12 protein-coding genes are annotated in these 15889 nt (G+C 70.5%); 8 read left to right on the plus strand and 4 right to left on the minus strand.

The features are described from left to right. The first annotated feature begins 146 nt into the window (after positions 1-146). The 4 genes from ACFVWW_RS32920 to ACFVWW_RS32935 all read left to right on the plus strand — a co-directional run bounded on the left by ACFVWW_RS32920 (position 147) and on the right by ACFVWW_RS32935 (position 4377). A complete protein-coding gene (locus ACFVWW_RS32920) occupies positions 147-1400 on the plus strand; it encodes an MFS transporter (protein WP_386879469.1) in 1254 nt (417 codons plus the stop codon). A gap of 89 nt (positions 1401-1489) precedes the next feature. Next, entirely contained in the window at positions 1490-2509 is a 1020-nt protein-coding gene (gene sbnA / locus ACFVWW_RS32925; RefSeq protein WP_384193386.1) for a 2,3-diaminopropionate biosynthesis protein SbnA, read from the plus strand. Beyond that, positions 2503-3501: a 2,3-diaminopropionate biosynthesis protein SbnB gene (gene sbnB, locus ACFVWW_RS32930; protein ID WP_386879468.1), complete on the plus strand. Its 999-nt coding sequence runs from the start codon at positions 2503-2505 to the stop codon at positions 3499-3501. The genes sbnA and sbnB overlap by 7 nt, the downstream gene beginning before the upstream one ends. 99 nt (positions 3502-3600) lie before the next feature. Then, the gene (locus ACFVWW_RS32935; protein ID WP_384193392.1) at positions 3601-4377 is read left to right on the plus strand and encodes a hypothetical protein; all 777 of its coding nucleotides are present in this window, start codon (positions 3601-3603) and stop codon (positions 4375-4377) included. Between the two features lie 108 nt (positions 4378-4485). Here ACFVWW_RS32935 and ACFVWW_RS32940 read toward each other — a convergent pair whose 3' ends face one another. After that, positions 4486-6705: an NADP-dependent isocitrate dehydrogenase gene (locus ACFVWW_RS32940; protein ID WP_386879467.1), complete on the minus strand. Its 2220-nt coding sequence runs from the start codon at positions 6703-6705 to the stop codon at positions 4486-4488. Between the two features lie 676 nt (positions 6706-7381). On the opposite strand from ACFVWW_RS32940, the gene ACFVWW_RS32945 reads away from it, so the two are divergent. The 4 genes from ACFVWW_RS32945 (at position 7382) to ACFVWW_RS32960 (ending at position 13724) form a co-directional block, all read left to right on the plus strand. Next, positions 7382-7591 carry a type A2 lantipeptide gene (locus ACFVWW_RS32945; RefSeq protein ID WP_384190946.1) on the plus strand — a complete coding sequence of 70 codons (210 nt, stop codon included), beginning with the start codon at positions 7382-7384 and terminating at the stop codon, positions 7589-7591. 145 nt (positions 7592-7736) lie between these two features. Then, the gene (locus ACFVWW_RS32950; protein WP_384190943.1) at positions 7737-8543 is read left to right on the plus strand and encodes an HlyD family efflux transporter periplasmic adaptor subunit; all 807 of its coding nucleotides are present in this window, start codon (positions 7737-7739) and stop codon (positions 8541-8543) included. Further along, positions 8540-10813 (plus strand): NHLP family bacteriocin export ABC transporter peptidase/permease/ATPase subunit, encoded by a 2274-nt coding sequence (locus tag ACFVWW_RS32955; RefSeq protein WP_386879466.1) that lies wholly within the window; start codon positions 8540-8542, stop codon positions 10811-10813. The genes ACFVWW_RS32950 and ACFVWW_RS32955 overlap by 4 nt, the downstream gene beginning before the upstream one ends. A gap of 1 nt (position 10814) precedes the next feature. After that, positions 10815-13724: an NHLP bacteriocin export ABC transporter permease/ATPase subunit gene (locus ACFVWW_RS32960; protein WP_386879465.1), complete on the plus strand. Its 2910-nt coding sequence runs from the start codon at positions 10815-10817 to the stop codon at positions 13722-13724. 15 nt (positions 13725-13739) lie between these two features. Here ACFVWW_RS32960 and ACFVWW_RS32965 read toward each other — a convergent pair whose 3' ends face one another. The 3 genes from ACFVWW_RS32965 to ACFVWW_RS32975 all read right to left on the minus strand — a co-directional run bounded on the left by ACFVWW_RS32965 (position 13740) and on the right by ACFVWW_RS32975 (position 15857). Next, on the minus strand, positions 13740-14456 hold the full coding sequence (locus tag ACFVWW_RS32965; RefSeq protein WP_386879464.1) for an HAD family hydrolase: 717 nt from the start codon (positions 14454-14456) through the stop codon (positions 13740-13742). A gap of 25 nt (positions 14457-14481) precedes the next feature. Then, a complete protein-coding gene (locus ACFVWW_RS32970; protein WP_384337054.1) occupies positions 14482-14850 on the minus strand; it encodes a winged helix-turn-helix transcriptional regulator in 369 nt (122 codons plus the stop codon). A 239-nt stretch (positions 14851-15089) separates the two neighbouring features. Next, complete coding sequence (locus ACFVWW_RS32975) at positions 15090-15857, minus strand: SDR family NAD(P)-dependent oxidoreductase (protein WP_386877985.1); 768 nt, start codon at positions 15855-15857, stop codon at positions 15090-15092. Between the last annotated feature and the right edge of the window lie 32 nt (positions 15858-15889).

The following is a 15889-nucleotide window of genomic DNA, read 5'->3' on the forward strand; positions in this document are numbered from 1 at the left end:
GGCCGAGGTGCGTGACTGATGAAGACGCCGAGGACCCCTGAACGGGATCTGCCGGACCGGTACACCCAGGGGCGGGTACCGGCCGCCGTGGCAATGACGACGCCCCACCTCACCCACCGGGCACGGACCCGGGGAAGGAATGCGCGATGACCACCGTCGCGAAGTCCCCGCCCGGCGGACCTCCGGTGACCCCGCTCCACCGCAACCGCGACTTCATGCTGCTGTGGAGCGGCTCGGCCGTCTCCATCGTCGGCTCGACGGCTTCCACCGTCGCCTACCCCCTGCTGGTGCTGGCCCTGACCGGCTCGGCGTCCGCCGCCGGGGTCGCCGGGTTCTTCACCCTGCTGCCCACCCTGCTGTTCCAGCTGCCGGCCGGTGCGCTGGTCGACCGCTGGAACCGCAGGCGGCTGATGATCTGGTGCGACGCGCTGCGCTGCCTCGGAGCCGCGAGCATCGTGGCGGCGGTCGTGCTCGGCGAACTGCGCCTGGTACACATCCTGATCGTCGGATTCGCCGAAGGCACCCTGTCCGTGTTCTACGGACTGGCCGCGCACGCCGCGGTACCGAACGTCGTCGAGGCCGGCCAACTGCGCCTGGCACTGTCGCGCAACGAAGCCCGCGGACGGGCGGCGACGATGCTCGGCACCCCGCTCGGCGGCATCCTCTTCGGTATCGGCCGGTCGATCCCGTTCCTGCTCGACGCCGTGTCCTACCTGGTGGCGCTGGTCAGCCTGCTGTTCATCCGCAAGGACTTCCAGGCCGCGCGGCCCCGCGAGCGCGTCGGCGGCATGGCCGCCCAGGTCTGGGAGGGACTGGTCTGGCTCAAGGACCAGCCGTTCGTGCGCGCCGCCACCCTGCTCGTCGCGGGCAGCAATCTGCTCTTCCGCGCGCTGTTCCTGATCGTCATCGTGATGGCCACCGACGCGGGCGCCTCGTCCGCCGGGATCGGCATCATGATCGGCGCCGCCGGAGCCGGCGGCGTACTCGGCTCGCTCACCGCCACCTGGTTCGGCCGCAGGCTTGCGCTGGCCACCCTCGTGATCGGGGCGAACTGGGTGTGGGCCGTGCTGATGGGCGTGATCGTCTTCGCCGACGATCTCGTCGTGCTCGCGCTCGCCTACGCGGCGATGTGGTTCGTCGGGCCCATCTGGAATGTGGCGGTGGGCAGTTATCAGCTCAGCATCACCCCGGACCGGCTGCAGGGACGCGTACTCGCGGCCACCAGCATGCTGTCCGCCGGGGCACTTCCCATCGGCGCGCTCGTCGGCGGCCTGCTGCTGGACGCGGTGGGACCGCAGCAGGCGGCAGGGGCCCTCGCGGTGTGGATGGTCCTGCTGGCCGGCGCCGCGACACTCTCCCGCTCGGTACGGCGGAGCACCACGTCATCGGCGGATTCCTGACCCCACCGGTGCACCGGTGCACAACCAAGGAGGAACAACCGTGTTTCGCACGATGCTCGGACCGCGACTCCCCGGGACGGGGACGAGCCATGCGGCTGTCTGACGCCGGACCCGCCGGGGTGCTCGGGACCATCGGAGCGACGCCACTCGTCGAACTGGCCAGGCTCGACCCGTCCCGACACTTCAGGACGTACGCGAAGCTGGAGGCACACAACCCCGGCGGCAGCATGAAGGACCGGTCCGCGCTGGAGATGCTGCGCGAACACATCCTCGACGGCCGGATCGTCCCCGGACGGTCGGTCGTCGTCGAATCCAGCTCCGGGAACCTGGGCATCGGCCTCGCCCAGGTGTGCGCGTACTACGGGATCCGGTTCATCTGCGTGGTCGATCCGCGGACCAACCAGCAGAACGTCGCGATCATGCGGGCGCTGGGCGCCGAAGTGGAAGTCGTCCAGGAAACCGACCCGGTGACCGGGGAGTACCTGCCGGTCCGCATCCGCCGGATCCAGGAACTCACCACCCGGATCAAGCACGCCTACTGGCCCGACCAGTACTCCAACCCGCTCAACCCGCGGGCCCACCAGAGCACCATGAGCGAAATAGTCGAGAGCCTGCCCGGCGGACTCGACTACCTCTTCTGCGCCACCAGTTCCTGCGGCACCCTGCGCGGCTGCGCGGAGTACGTACGGGCTCACCGGCTGCCGGTGACCGTCGTCGCGGTGGACGCCGAGGGAAGCGCCATCTTCGGCAATCCGCCGGCCCCGCGGCTGATCCCCGGCCACGGCGCCGCGGTCCGGCCGGGCCTGTACCGCGAGGGCCTCGCCGACCAGGTCGTCCATGTCAGCGATCTGGACTGCGTGGTCGGCTGCCGCAGGCTCGCCGCCCGCGAGGCGATCCTGGCCGGCGGTTCGACCGGCGCCCTGATCGCGGCGCTCGGCTTCATGGGGGAGCGCATCCCGGCGGGCGCCAGGGTCGCGCTGATCCTGCCCGACCGGGGAGAGCGCTACCTCGACACGATCTACAACGACGACTGGGTCACCCGCCACTTCGGCGACGTGTCCCACCTGTGGAAGGAGAAGAAGGCGGACATGAGGGTGGCACCATGCTGATCCTGGGAGCCGAGGACATCCACCAGATCCTCGACGGCGCCGAGAAGAACGTCCTGGAGACGGTCCGCCGGGCCTACGTACTGCATGACCGGGGCCATACGGCCCTGCCGCACTCGGTGTTCCTGCGCTTCCCGCACGACCAGCGCAACCGGATCATCGGGCTGCCCGCCTACCTCGGCGACGAGACCCCGGTGGCCGGCGTCAAATGGATCGCCTCGTTCCCCGGCAACCTCGCGGCCGGCCTGCCGCGTGCCTCCGCGGCGATCATCATGAACTCCATGGCCACGGGCGCGCCCGAGGCCTTCCTGGAGGGCTCGGTGATCTCCGCGCGGCGCACCGCGGCCAGTGCCGCGCTGGCCGCCGCCACCCTCACCGCGCGGAAACCCGACACCGGGGTCTCGCTGGTCGGCTGTGGCGTGATCAACTTCGAGGTGCTCAGCTACCTCCGCGCGGCCCTGCCGGAGCTGGCCACGGTCACCCTGTTCGACCTGGACCGCGACCGGGCCCGCGCCTTCGCCGACCGCTGCACCGCCCGCTGGCCCGATCTGACGGTGGCTCTGGCGGACACGGCCGAGGAGGCCCTCGCCGCGCAGCGCCTGGTCAGCCTCGCCACCACGGCCTCGGCCCCGCACCTGACCACCGACGCCTGCCGGCCGGGCACTCTGGTCCTGCACCTGTCGCTGCGCGACCTCACGGTGGACTCCATCCTGGCCGGGGTCAACGTGGTCGACGACGCGGACCATGTCTGCCGTGAATCGACCTCGCTCCATCTGACCGAGCAGCGGACCGGCGACCGCGCCTTCATCCAGGCGTCGATCGGTTCCGTCCTCGCCGACCCCGCTCCCTACCGGCGCGCGGAGGACCGCGTCACCGTCTTCTCCCCGTTCGGCCTGGGCGTCCTCGACCTCGCCGTCGCCGAGTTCGTCCGCCGCACGGCGGACACCCTCACGCTGGGCACCCGCGTCCCCGGCTTCCTTCCGGTCTCCGGCTGACCCGGGGCACGCCCGGGTGAGACCCGCCCGGCCGGGCCGGTCTCACCCGGGCGTGCCGGCCGGTGGCACTTCCGGCGATCGGCCGCGATCATGAGCTGCGTGTCCCGGATCCCGCCCCCTCACGAGTCCGACGACGCCGTGCCCGCACGGCTCGCCCGGATCGAAGCACTGCTCACGCATGCCCGCTCAGGGATGGGAGAGGCGGACCGTCAGCTGCTGCCGGCCTGGCGCCGTGTCACCCGTGGCGAGCTCCGCTGGTCGTCGGCCGTCGCCGTGCTGGCGGCCATCGCTCTGCAGTGGGCACTGCCGGAGGGGCTCTCGCTGCGCCCGGAGTGGCTGCTGCCCGCCCTGGAAACAGCGTTGCTGATCGCGCTGGTCGCGGCCAATCCGCACCGGATCGACCGTGTCTCCCGGCTGTACCGTGCGGCGGGCCTGGCCCTGATCGCCCTCATCAGCGCGGCGAACGCCTTCTCGGCGGTGCTCCTGGTCGCCGGCCTGATTCGCGGCACCGGAGGTGCTGAGGATCCCGGAGCGCTGCTGTCGAGCGGTGGCAGCATCTGGCTGACCAACGTCATCGCCTTCGCGCTGTGGTACTGGGAATGGGACCGGGGCGGCCCCGTCGCCCGCAGCAACGCGACCCATGCCTACCCCGACTTCCTCTTCCCCCAGATGCAGACCCCCGACCTCGCCACCCCGCACTGGGAACCCGCCTTCCCCGACTACCTGTATGTGTCCTTCACCAACGCCACCGCCTTCAGCCCCACCGACGTGATGCCCCTGACCCGCTGGGCGAAGATGCTCATGCTCCTGCAGGCGGTCGTCTCCCTGCTGATCGTCATCCTCGTCGTCGCCCGCGCGGTCAACATCCTCACGTGACTCCCCGCGAAGAAGCGGCTCCCCGCGAAGACGGGACCGCCCCGGCCGGCGGAGTGCCGGCCGGGGCGGTCCCGGTGCGAACGGAGCGCGGTCGCCCCGGCTGTCGCGTCAGCCCAGAATCGTGAGGGCCTGGTTGAAGGTCTTCGACGGACGCATGACGGCCGACGCCTTCGACACGTCGGGCTGGTAGTAGCCGCCGATGTCGGCCGGCGAGCCCTGTACCGCGACCAGCTCGTCCAGAATCGTCTGCTCCTGCTCCGCCAGCGTCTTGGCGAGCGCGGCGAACGCCTCCGCGAGCTGCGCGTCATCGGTCTGCTTCGCCAGCTCGCGCGCCCAGTAGAACGCCAGGTAGAAGTGGCTGCCGCGGTTGTCGATGCCACCGACCCGGCGGCTGGGCGACCGGTCCTCGTTGAGGAAGACGCCGGTCGCGCGGTCGAGCGTGTCGGCGAGCACCTGGGCGCGCGCGTTGCCCGTCGTCTGCGCGAGGTGCTCGAAGCTGACCGCGAGCGCGAGGAACTCGCCCAGGCTGTCCCACCGCAGGTAGTTCTGCTTGACGAGCTGCTGGACGTGCTTGGGCGCGGAGCCGCCGGCACCCGTCTCGAACAGACCGCCGCCATTGATGAGCGGGACGACGGAGAGCATCTTGGCGCTCGTGCCGAGCTCAAGGATCGGGAACAGGTCGGTCAGGTAGTCACGCAGCACGTTGCCGGTGACCGAGATCGTGTCCTCGCCCCGGCGGATACGGTCGAGGGAGAACGCGATGGCGTCGACCGGCGCCATGATCTCGATCCGCAGCCCGTCGGTGTCGTGCTCGGGCAGGTACGCCTTGACCTTCGCGATGAGGTTCGCGTCGTGCGCGCGGCCCTCGTCGAGCCAGAACACCGCCGGGTCGCCGGTGGCGCGGGCGCGGGAGACGGCGAGCTTGACCCAGTCCCGGGTCGGTACGTCCTTCGTCTGGCACATGCGCCACACGTCACCGGCGCTCACCACGTGCTCGAGTACGACCTCGCCGGCGGCGTCGAGGACACGCACCGTGCCGGTGGTGGGGATCTCGAAGGTCTTGTCGTGGCTGCCGTACTCCTCGGCCGCCTGCGCCATCAGGCCGACGTTGGACACCGAGCCCATGGTCGCGGGGTCGAAGGCGCCGTTCGCGCGGCAGTCGTCGATGACGACCTGGTAGATGCCGGCGTAGCTGCTGTCGGGGATGACGGCGAGGGTGTCGGCCTCCTGGCCGTCCGGGCCCCACATGTGACCGGAGGTGCGGATCATGGCCGGCATGGAGGCGTCGACGATGACATCGCTCGGTACGTGCAGATTCGTGATGCCGCGGTCGGAGTCGACCATCGCCAGCGCGGGTCCTTCGGCGAGCTCGGCCGCGAAGGACGCCTTGATCGCGGCGCCGTCGGCCAGCGAGTCCAGCCCGCCCAGGATGCCGCCGAGTCCGTCGTTGGGGCTCAGGCCGGCCGCGGCGAGCGCCTCGCCGTGCTCGGCGAACGTCTTCGGGAAGAACGCGCGCACGGCGTGACCGAAGATGATCGGGTCGGAGACCTTCATCATCGTGGCCTTCAGGTGCACCGAGAACAGCACGTCCTCGGCCTTGGCGCGGGCGACCTGCGCCATGAGGAACTCACGCAGCGCCGCCACCCGCATCACCGACGCGTCCACGATCTCGCCCGCCAGCACGGGCACCGACTCGCGCAGGACCGTGGTGCTCCCGTCGTCCCCCGCCAGCTCGATGCGCAGCGAGCCCGCGTCGGCGATGACCGCGGACTTCTCGCTGGAGCGGAAGTCGTCGGCGTCCATGTGCGCGACGTTCGTCTTCGAGGCGGCGTCCCACGCGCCCATCGAGTGCGGGTGGGCCTTGGCGTAGTTCTTCACCGACGCCGGCGCACGGCGGTCGGAGTTGCCCTCGCGCAGCACCGGGTTGACGGCGCTGCCCTTGACCTTGTCGTACCGCGCGCGGACGTCCCGGTCCTCGTCGGTCTTCGGGTCGTCGGGGTAGTCCGGCAGCGCGTAGCCCTGCTGCTGCAGCTCGGTGATCGCCGCCTTCAGCTGCGGGATCGAAGCCGAGATGTTCGGCAGCTTGATGATGTTCGCCCCGGGAGTCTTGGCCAGCTCACCGAGCTCGGCGAGCGCGTCATCGATACGCTGGCTCTCCTCGAGTCGCTCGGGGAAGCTCGCGATGATCCGCCCCGCCAGAGAGATGTCACGGCTCTCGACGGTCACCCCGGCCGTCGAGGCATACGCCTCGACCACAGGCAAGAACGAATACGTCGCCAGGGCCGGGGCCTCGTCGGTGTGCGTATAGATGATGGTCGAGTCTGTCACCGGGTGCTCCGTTCCAGGTCTGCAACATTGCTCGACATCAAGATATCCCCTGACCGCCCCCCTCTGGACAGGGCCCTGCCCGCCCTGAGCGATCCCGGGCACCGGCAGCCCGGACCGCCTCGTCGAGAACGCGGCCACCGTCGAGCCCGTGCGCTCCGGTCCGAATTGAACGCGTTCGAGTTATCGGCGCGAAATCTCGCATCCCCTTTTGCCGACGGCCTTCCCTTAACGCCATAGGGCGATGCGGAAATCACTCACCGCGCATAGCCGGATGCGAGGGGGTGCCACCCGGCGGAAAGGTGCGGCCTCTCGCGAATCTGCACACCGGTTACCCGGACGGCACACCATCTCCCAGAGGTCTTCGTGAATCGGCCGAGGTGTCGGACTTTTGGTGCGGAATGTCGTGTTCGCAGTCGAGAGGGGGCCCTGCCTGCGGTAATTCACTCGTGCGAATGTGTGAAGATGCTGTCATCGCTTCGTGGACGTATGTGCACGCCCGGCCATTTCGAAAGCGCGAAAGGTCGCGCCGAGGGCGCCTCCCGATTGGCTGCGCAATGCGCCCGCATGCTTTGATCCTTCGCACTGCGGCGGTCCCACGAAGGTCTTCCGGTTTCGGATGCCCGCATGGGGTCACCGCAGCAATTCCGAAATATCAGCGCGAAGGGAAGCCCACATCATGTCCTTCACCCCGCAGGTTGAGACCCAGGAAATCTCCGACAGCGACCTGGACAACGTGTCCGGCGGTCTCGTCGACGGTCTGGTCGGCACGGTCGTGGCCACCGCCGACTCCGTCGCCCCCGTCTCGGGTGTCGTGGGCACCGCCACGGGCCTCGTCGGTACCGCCACCGGCCTCGTCTCGGGCACGGGCCTCGTCTCCGGTCTCTGAGCCGGTCAGGTGCCGCTGAGCGGCACTGCCACGCATAGGTGACGACGGCGCGTCGGCTCCCCGGCCGGCAGTCCGCGCCATGTGCCCCGGATCCGCTCCAGGTTCCGGGGCACGCGGCCGCCCAGGCCCGGAAGGGAAGAGTGTCGTGCAATTCCGCCAACAGGCCCTTTCCAAGCTGCAGTCGCCCGAGGAGATCGACCTGCCGGTGCGCTTCGCCCGGCCCCAGGGCTGTCTGGTCCTGGCCGTCACGGTCGTCGTCATGGCCGCCGCGGCCGTCTGGGCGGTGACCGGCTCCCTGTCGTCCACCGTCAGCGCCGCCGGAATCCTCAACCACGCGCAGGGCAGCTACGTCCTGCAGAGCCCGGTCGCCGGCCAGGTCACCGACGTACTCGTCAAGGAAGGCCAGCGCCTTCCCGCAGACAGCCCTCTTCTGAAGGTCAGGACCGCGGAGGGATCCACCGTCGTCCGCACGATCGCCGCGGGCCGGGTGACGACCCTGGTCGCCACGATCGGTTCCGTGGTCACCACCGGTGCGGACGTCGCTGCCGTGGAGCGCGTCGACAGCGCGGACGATCCCCTGATGGCGGTGTTGTACCTGCCGGCCGACAGCGGATCAGCGGTCCCCGTGGGGGCCTCGGTGGAGCTCACGGTCCAGTCGGTGCCCGCCCAGCGGTACGGGGTGCTGCGCGGCCGGGTGAAGTCGGTCGGCCGGACCGGCCGGACGGCCCAGCAGATCGCCGGCTTCCTGGGCAACAGCCAGCTGGGCGAGCAGTTCTCCACCGACGGTCAGCCCGTCCCGGTCCTGGTGCGACTGGACCCCTCGTCGCGTACCGCGTCCGGCTACACCTGGTCGTCCTCGGCAGGACCGCCGTACGCGGTCGACTCCATGACACTCACCACCGGCACCATCCACCTGGCCGACCAGCGTCCGATCGATTGGCTGCTTCCGTGACCGTACCGCAGGCATCCGCGACGCCGCGGGAGCAGCTCGCACCACCGGGCCACGGCCGCCATCGCCCCGGTTCCCCGCGGGCCGGGAGGTCCCGGAAGGCCCCCAAGGCCACGAAGCGGAAGGCGGTGCGTACCCCCTCCATCCTCCAGATGGAGGCCGTGGAGTGCGGGGCCGCCTCGCTCGCCATGGTGCTCGCCCATTACGGGCGGCATGTCCCGCTCGAAGAGCTGCGCATCGCGTGCGGCGTATCGCGGGACGGCTCCCGGGCCAGCAATCTGCTGAAGGCCGCGCGCAGTTACGGTCTGCAGGCCAAGGGCATGCAGATGGAGCCGGCGGCCCTCGCCGAGGTCCAGGCGCCGGCCATCCTGTTCTGGGAGTTCAACCACTACGTCGTCTACGACGGCATGGGACGCAAGCTGGGCCGCCGGGGCGTACACATCAACGACCCCGGCAAAGGCCGCCGCTTCGTGACGACGGAGGACTTCGACACCAGTTTCACCGGGGTCGCGCTCGTCTTCGAGCCGTCGGCCGGCTTCCGCGGCGGCGGCCGCAGACGGGGCGTCCTGGGCGCCGTGCCGGCGAGGCTGCGCGGCACGACGGGCACGCTGCTGGCCGCGCTGCTCGCCAGTCTCCTCCTGGTCGCCGTCGGCGCGGTCGTACCCGCGCTGAGCCGTACGTACATCGACATGTTCCTGATCGGCAAGCAGACCTCGCTGCTCGGCCCCCTGTTCGCGGCCATGGCCGCGATGGTGGCGCTCACAGCGGTGCTGACCGGTCTGCAGCAGGCGAACCTGCTGCGCGGACGCATCATCTCGTCCACATTGAGCAGCGCCCGGTTCCTGCGCCACCTGCTGCGGCTGCCCGTCACCTTCTTCGCCCAGCGCAGCCCGGCCGATCTGGTCCAGCGGCTGCAGTCGAACGACGCGGTGGCCGAGACTCTGGCACGGGACCTCGCCGCCGCCGGGGTGGACGGGGTCGTGGTGATCCTCTACGCCCTCCTGCTGTGGACGTACGACCCTCAGCTGACGGTCGTCGGCGTGCTGATCGCCCTGCTCAACGTGGTCGCGATGCGGATCGTCATCCGGCTGCGGGCGACCCGTACCCAGAAGCTGCGCGCGGACACCGCCCGGCTGACGAACACCTCGTACACCGGCCTCCAGCTGATCGAGACCATGAAGGCCACCGGCGGCGAGAACGGGTACTTCCGCCGCTGGGCGGGCCAGCACGCGACGACGCTGGAGGAGCAGCAGCGCCTCGGCGTACCGACCGCGGCCCTCGCCGTGGTCGCGCCGGCCCTCGCGACGCTCAACAGCGCGCTGATCCTCTGGATCGGCGGCCTGCGGGCGGTCGAAGGCCACCTCTCGATCGGTCTGCTCGTCGCCTTCCAGGCGCTCGTGACGCGCTTCACCGCGCCGATCACCCGGTTGAACGGGGTGGCGGGCCGGGTCCAGGACTTCGCGGCCGATGTGGCCCGGCTGAAGGACGTCGAGAGCTTCCCGGCCGACGCGCTGTACACACGCCGCGCGCCGGAGACGAGCACGCGCAGGCTTACGGGCCATGTGCGGCTGGAGAACATCACCTTCGGCTACAGCCCGCTGGACCCACCGCTGCTCTCCGGCTTCTCGCTGACCGTGGGGCCCGGCCGGCAGGTCGCACTCGTCGGCGGCTCCGGCAGTGGCAAGTCCACGGTCTCCAGGCTGATCTCCGGCCTCTACGGGCCGTGGGAGGGGACGATCCGCATCGACGGGCAGCGCCTGGAGGACATCTCCCGTGGCGCGCTCGCCGCCTCGGTCTCCTTCGTCGACCAGGACGTCTTCCTCTTCGAGGGGACGGTCCGCGACAACGTGGCCCTGTGGGATCCCTCCATACCGGACGACGCCGTCGTCACCGCCCTCAAGGACGCCGCCCTCTACGACGACGTGATCGTCCGGCGTCCCGACGGCATTTACAGCCGGGTGGAGCAGGACGGCCGCAACTTCTCCGGCGGGCAGCGGCAGCGGCTGGAGATCGCCAGGGCACTCGTCCGACGGCCGAGCATCCTGGTCCTCGACGAGGTGACCAGCGCCCTGGACGCGCAGACCGAACGGCTCGTCATCGACAATCTGCGGCGGCGCGGCTGTGCCTGCGTCGTGATCGCCCACCGGCTCAGCACGGTGCGCGACAGCGACGAGATCGTGGTGCTCGACCACGGTTCGATCGTGGAACGGGGCCGGCACGAGGACCTGGTCGCGGCCGGCGGGCCGTACTCCGAGCTGGTCAAGGAGCACTGAGGTGTCATCCGTTACTCCGTCAGCGGAGCCGCCCGTCTATCCCTCCGGGACCGACGCGGTGATCCATTCCCTGGGCGGACTCGGCAGACCGGTCGACCCCAGCGGTCTGGGCAGCGTGCCGCTGGAGGGACCGCAGGTGCTGTGGCTCGTCGTGGGCGGGGCGCTGGACCTGTTTGCGGTCGACGCCGCCCAGCAGGGGCACTGGCACTTCCTCGGGCGCCTCGAAGCGGGCACGCTGCTGCTCGGCCCGGTCGAGGGCCCGCAGCACACCCTGCTCGGCAAGCCCTCGCAGGACTGCCTGCTGCGCCGGATCCCGCTGCGGGAGCTGCACCCCTCCGCGTACGACCCGTCCTCCGCGGACGCCTACGCGTACCCGGACGCCCACGCTCCCGTGGATGTCTACACGGACGCCGGCACCTACGCGGACCCGACCTGGGCGCCGACGCCGCTGGAGCACGCGTTCGCGCTCGGCACCGCGCGCGGCCTGGGCGTCCTGTTCGAAGCGCCGCTGGACGGCCGCCCCGGCGGCGACGAGGCCATGGCGGACGACGACATCCTGTGGATGCCGGTCGCCCCGGGCAGCGTGCGGTACGGCGCCACGTTCGGCGCGGACGCCGCGGGTGACCTGCTGGTCGACGGCGCGATGTGGCAGCGGATGGTCAATCAGCAGTACCGGCTGCTGTCCGCCGTGGACCGTTGGATCGAACAGCTGGAGCGCGCGCACGCCGACAGGACCGCGGCGGGCATCAGAGCGGGCGAAACGGTCCGCGCACGGGCGGACCAGGCACTGATCGCCTCCATCGGCAGACCCGCCAAGGCCGGGCGGAGCCCGTCCGGCACCCGGGAGACCGGCGACGACGCGGCCTTCGCCATCTGCCGGGTGGTCGCCAGGGCCGGTGGGATCACGCTCTCCGAGCCGCCGAAGAGCGGTCCGGTCAACGACCGCGTCGGCCCGGTCGAGCGCATCGCCGTCGGCGCCCGGATCCGTACCCGCTCGGTCAGGCTCGACGGGCCCTGGTGGCGGACGGACGCCGGCCCCCTGGTGGGCCATTGGGCCAAGTCGGGGGCGCCGATCGCGCTGCTGTGGCGCCGTGGCAGATACGAGGCGGTGAACCCGGCCTCGGGGCTGCGGATGCGTATCGGCGAGGGCAACGCCGAGGAACTCGAGCCCCGCGCGGTCATGTTCTACCGGCCGCTGCCCGACCGGCCCATGACCCTGGGACGGCTGATGCGTTTCAGCCTGCGCGGTACCGGCGTGGACGCGCGCAATCTGGTGCTCAGCGGGCTGGTGACGGTCGGTCTCGGCGCGCTGGTGCCGATCGCGACCGGGCAGGTCCTCGGGGTCTATGTGCCGAACGCCGAGAAGAGCCTCATCGTCCAGGTCTCACTGGCCGTCATGATCACCAGCATCGTCACCGCGGCCTTCACGCTGATGCAGAACCTCACCCTGCTGCGGATGGAGGGCCGGATCGAGAGCGTGCTGCAGCCGGCCGTCTGGGACCGGCTGCTGCGGCTGCCCACGAAGTTCTTCACCGAGCGCTCCACCGGAGAGCTGGCCAGTGCGGCGATGGGGATCAGCTCGATCCGCCGGGTGCTGTCCGGGATCGGCCCGGTGGCCGTACAGGCGAGCACGGTCGGTGTGATGAACCTCGCTCTGCTGCTCTGGTTCAGCGTGCCGCTCGCGCTGGCGGCCATCGCCATGCTGGTCGTCATCGCAGCCGTGTTCCTCGGGATGGGACTGTGGCAGGTGCGCTGGCAGCGACGGCTGGTGGAGCTCGGCAACAAGCTCAACAACCAGGCGTTCCAGACCCTGCGAGGGCTGCCCAAGCTCCGCGTCGCGGCGGCGGAGAGCTTCGCGTACGCGGCCTGGGCCGGCGAGTTCGCCCGCTCCCGTGAACTGCAGCAGCGGGCGGGCCGGATCAGGAATCTGACCACCGTCCTCGACGCGGTCTATCTGCCGCTCTGCTCGCTCATCATGTTCATGCTGCTGGCAGGACCGGCTCGCGGCAGTATGTCGGCCGGCGCGTTCCTCACCTTCAACACGGCCGTGACGATGCTGCTGACCTCCGTCACCCAGCTGACCGGCGCGTTCGTCTCGGCGGTCGCGGCGCTGCCGATGTTCGAGCAGATCAAACCGGTCCTGGACGAGGCACCGGAGGTCCGCGCCACCAGCGCCCAGCCCGGCGTGCTGTCCGGCGGGATCGAGGCCAGGAAGCTTTCCTTCCGCTACTCCGACGACGGCCCGCTGATCCTGGACGACGTCTCCCTCGAAGTACGGCCTGGCGAGTTCGTGGCGATCGTCGGTCCCAGCGGCTGCGGCAAGTCGACGCTGCTCCGGCTCCTCATCGGATTCGACAAGCCGGTCTCGGGCAGCGTGCTGTACGACGGACAGGACCTGGCCGCTCTCGATCAGGCGGCCGTGCGCCGGCAGTGCGGGGTCGTCCTGCAGAACGCCCAGCCGCTCACCGGGTCGATCCTGGACTGTATCCGCGGCGCCGAGCCGTTCTCCCAGGAGGAGGCGTGGGAGGCCGCCGAGATGGCCGGTCTCGCGGAGGACATCAAGCGCATGCCGATGGGCCTGCACACGATGATCTCCGGCGGCAGCGCGATCTCCGGCGGGCAGCGGCAGCGTCTGATGATCGCTCAGGCGTTGATCCGCCGTCCGCGCGTCCTGTTCTTCGACGAGGCCACCAGCGCGCTGGACAACGCGACCCAGCGCGTCGTGACCGAGAGCACGCGCAGCCTGCGGGCCAGCCGGCTGGTGATCGCCCACCGGCTCTCCACGGTCATGGACGCCGACCGCGTGATCGTCATGTCGGAAGGACGCGTCGTGGAGCAGGGCCCGCCCGGCGCGCTGCTCGCCGATACGGGCGGACACCTGCACGAACTGGTACGGCGGCAGCTGAGGTGACCCGGCCGGGTGCTGTCACGGGTTGCTGGCACGCCTGACCGGGCCGTGGCCGGCGCCGAGGAGCCATTCGTACGCGACCTCGCTGGTGAACTCGCCCTGGCCGCCGGGGAAGAGCAGACCCGCCGTGCCGTAGACCGGATCGGACGCCGTGCCAGGGACATAGGGAATCGCGACGCAGCGCATCCCGGCGGCGTGCGCCGCCGCCACTCCCGGCGCGGCGTCCTCCACCACGACACAGTCGGCCGGCCCGGCGCCCAGCCGACGCGCGGCCTCCAGAAAAATATCCGGCTCCGGCTTGCCGCGGGGGACCTCCTCGGCGGAGACGGTCGTGGTGAAGTACGCGTTCAGTCCGGTGACGCCCAGCGCCACGTCGATCGCCGCGCGGGACGAACCGGAGGCCACGGCCGTTCGGACGCCCTCGGCACGCAGCCGCTCCACGAACGTCCGCATCTGCGGGAACACCTCCGTCGAGGCACGCACCCGCTCCAGATAGAGCCGGTCCTGCTCGGCCAGCAGCTTGTCGAGCGGTGCGGTGATCCCGTACTCCTCGCGCAGCGCCTCCAGCGTCTCCCGGGTGCTGATGCCGATGAAACGGCTGTGGTGCTCCCAGCTGAAGTCGGCCACGCCGTACTGGGCGAGGAGCCGGCGCCCGGCTTCGTAATAGTTCGGCTCGCTGTCGACGAGTGTTCCGTCGAGATCGAAGATGACCGCCGGGATGCGCGAAGTGCTCATGCGTCCCAGCATGCCAAGCCCACTGTCAGCGCCCTTCGCCGGCCGTCCCGCCCGCCGGCCCGATCTTGTCGAGGTGCCGCTCGACCCAGTCCCGCAGCTGCGCGAGCGGTTCGCCCACGCTCCGGCCGAGGTCGGTCAGCGCGTACTCCACGTGCAGCGGCACGGACGGATAGACGGTCCTGTCGACGAAGCCCATGCCTTCGAGGCGGCGCAGCGTATTGGTCAGTACCTTCGGGCTGATGCCGTCCAGCCGTCGCTGAAGCATCCCGAAGCGCTGCGGCCCCTGCGCCATGGCACCGATCGCCAGCGCCGACCACTTGTTGGCCAACAGGTCGAGCACCTCACGGCACGGGCACTGGGCCGCGTAGACATCGTGGTGGTCGTGCTCGTCCATCGTGCAGCTCATGACCATGGCGGCGGATCCCCTCTGTCACCTCACTGCTTCCCTTGGGATAGTAACGACCTGGTGCACGATAGCCAGTGGATCAGCGAGCGGCGTCATGCGGCTTCGCATCCAAGGCGGAGGAGGGAGGCGACGCGGAGCGTCGTCGACTGACGACAACGCCGGAGGCGGAGTCGCAGGGCGTCGGGAGCCCGCTGGCTATCGTGCACCAGGTCGTAAAGGCCTACGGGTCACATCCGGCAGCCGTCGACGGCCAGGGTCGATCCCGTGATGTAGGAGGCGTCCGGCGAGACGAGGAAGGCGACGGCGGCGGCGATCTCCTCGGGCTCGGCGAACCGGCCCCAGGCGCTGGAGATCCGGGACAGTGTCTCCGGGGGCAGGTCACGCAACGCCGGGTGGATGTAGTGCCCGCCGTTCTCGGCGGACATGTCCGAGCGGGTGCCGCCCGGCGCGATGACGTTGACGGCGATGCCCCGGGCGGCGAGCTCGGGCGCGAGGTTGAGTGCCAGCGCGGACACGGCCGCCTTGCTCGCGGCGTAGAGGCTGTGCTCGAACACGGCGATGCGGGCGCTGACCGACGAGGTCAGCACGATGCGGCCGCCCTCTCCCATCACCGCCGCCGCGGCCTGCGTCGCGAACAGCTGTCCTGCGACATTGACGTCGAACACCCGCTGGTAGTCCGCGAACGTGAGGGATGCGAGGGGACCGAAGTGTTCGATGCCGGCGTTGCTCACCAGGATGTCGAGGCCGCCCATCTCCTCGGCCGCCCGGTGCACCAGCGCCCGCGCGGCGTCGGGATCGCCGACGTCGGCCTGCGCCGTACGCACGCGGTGCCCGTCCCCGTCCAGTTCGGCGGCCAGCGCCTCCGCGGCTTCCGCGCTGGTCCGATAGTTGATCACCACGGACGCGCCGTCGGCGGCCAGCCGGCGCACGATCGCCGCCCCGATCCCGCGGCTGCCACCCGTCACCAGCGCTTTCCTGCCGGTCAGTCCAGCCATGAGGTCCTCCTGCCCGAACGGATGATGTCCTC

The organism is Streptomyces sp. NPDC058198, from assembly GCF_042882605.1.
Taxonomy (GTDB): domain Bacteria; phylum Actinomycetota; class Actinomycetes; order Streptomycetales; family Streptomycetaceae; genus Streptomyces.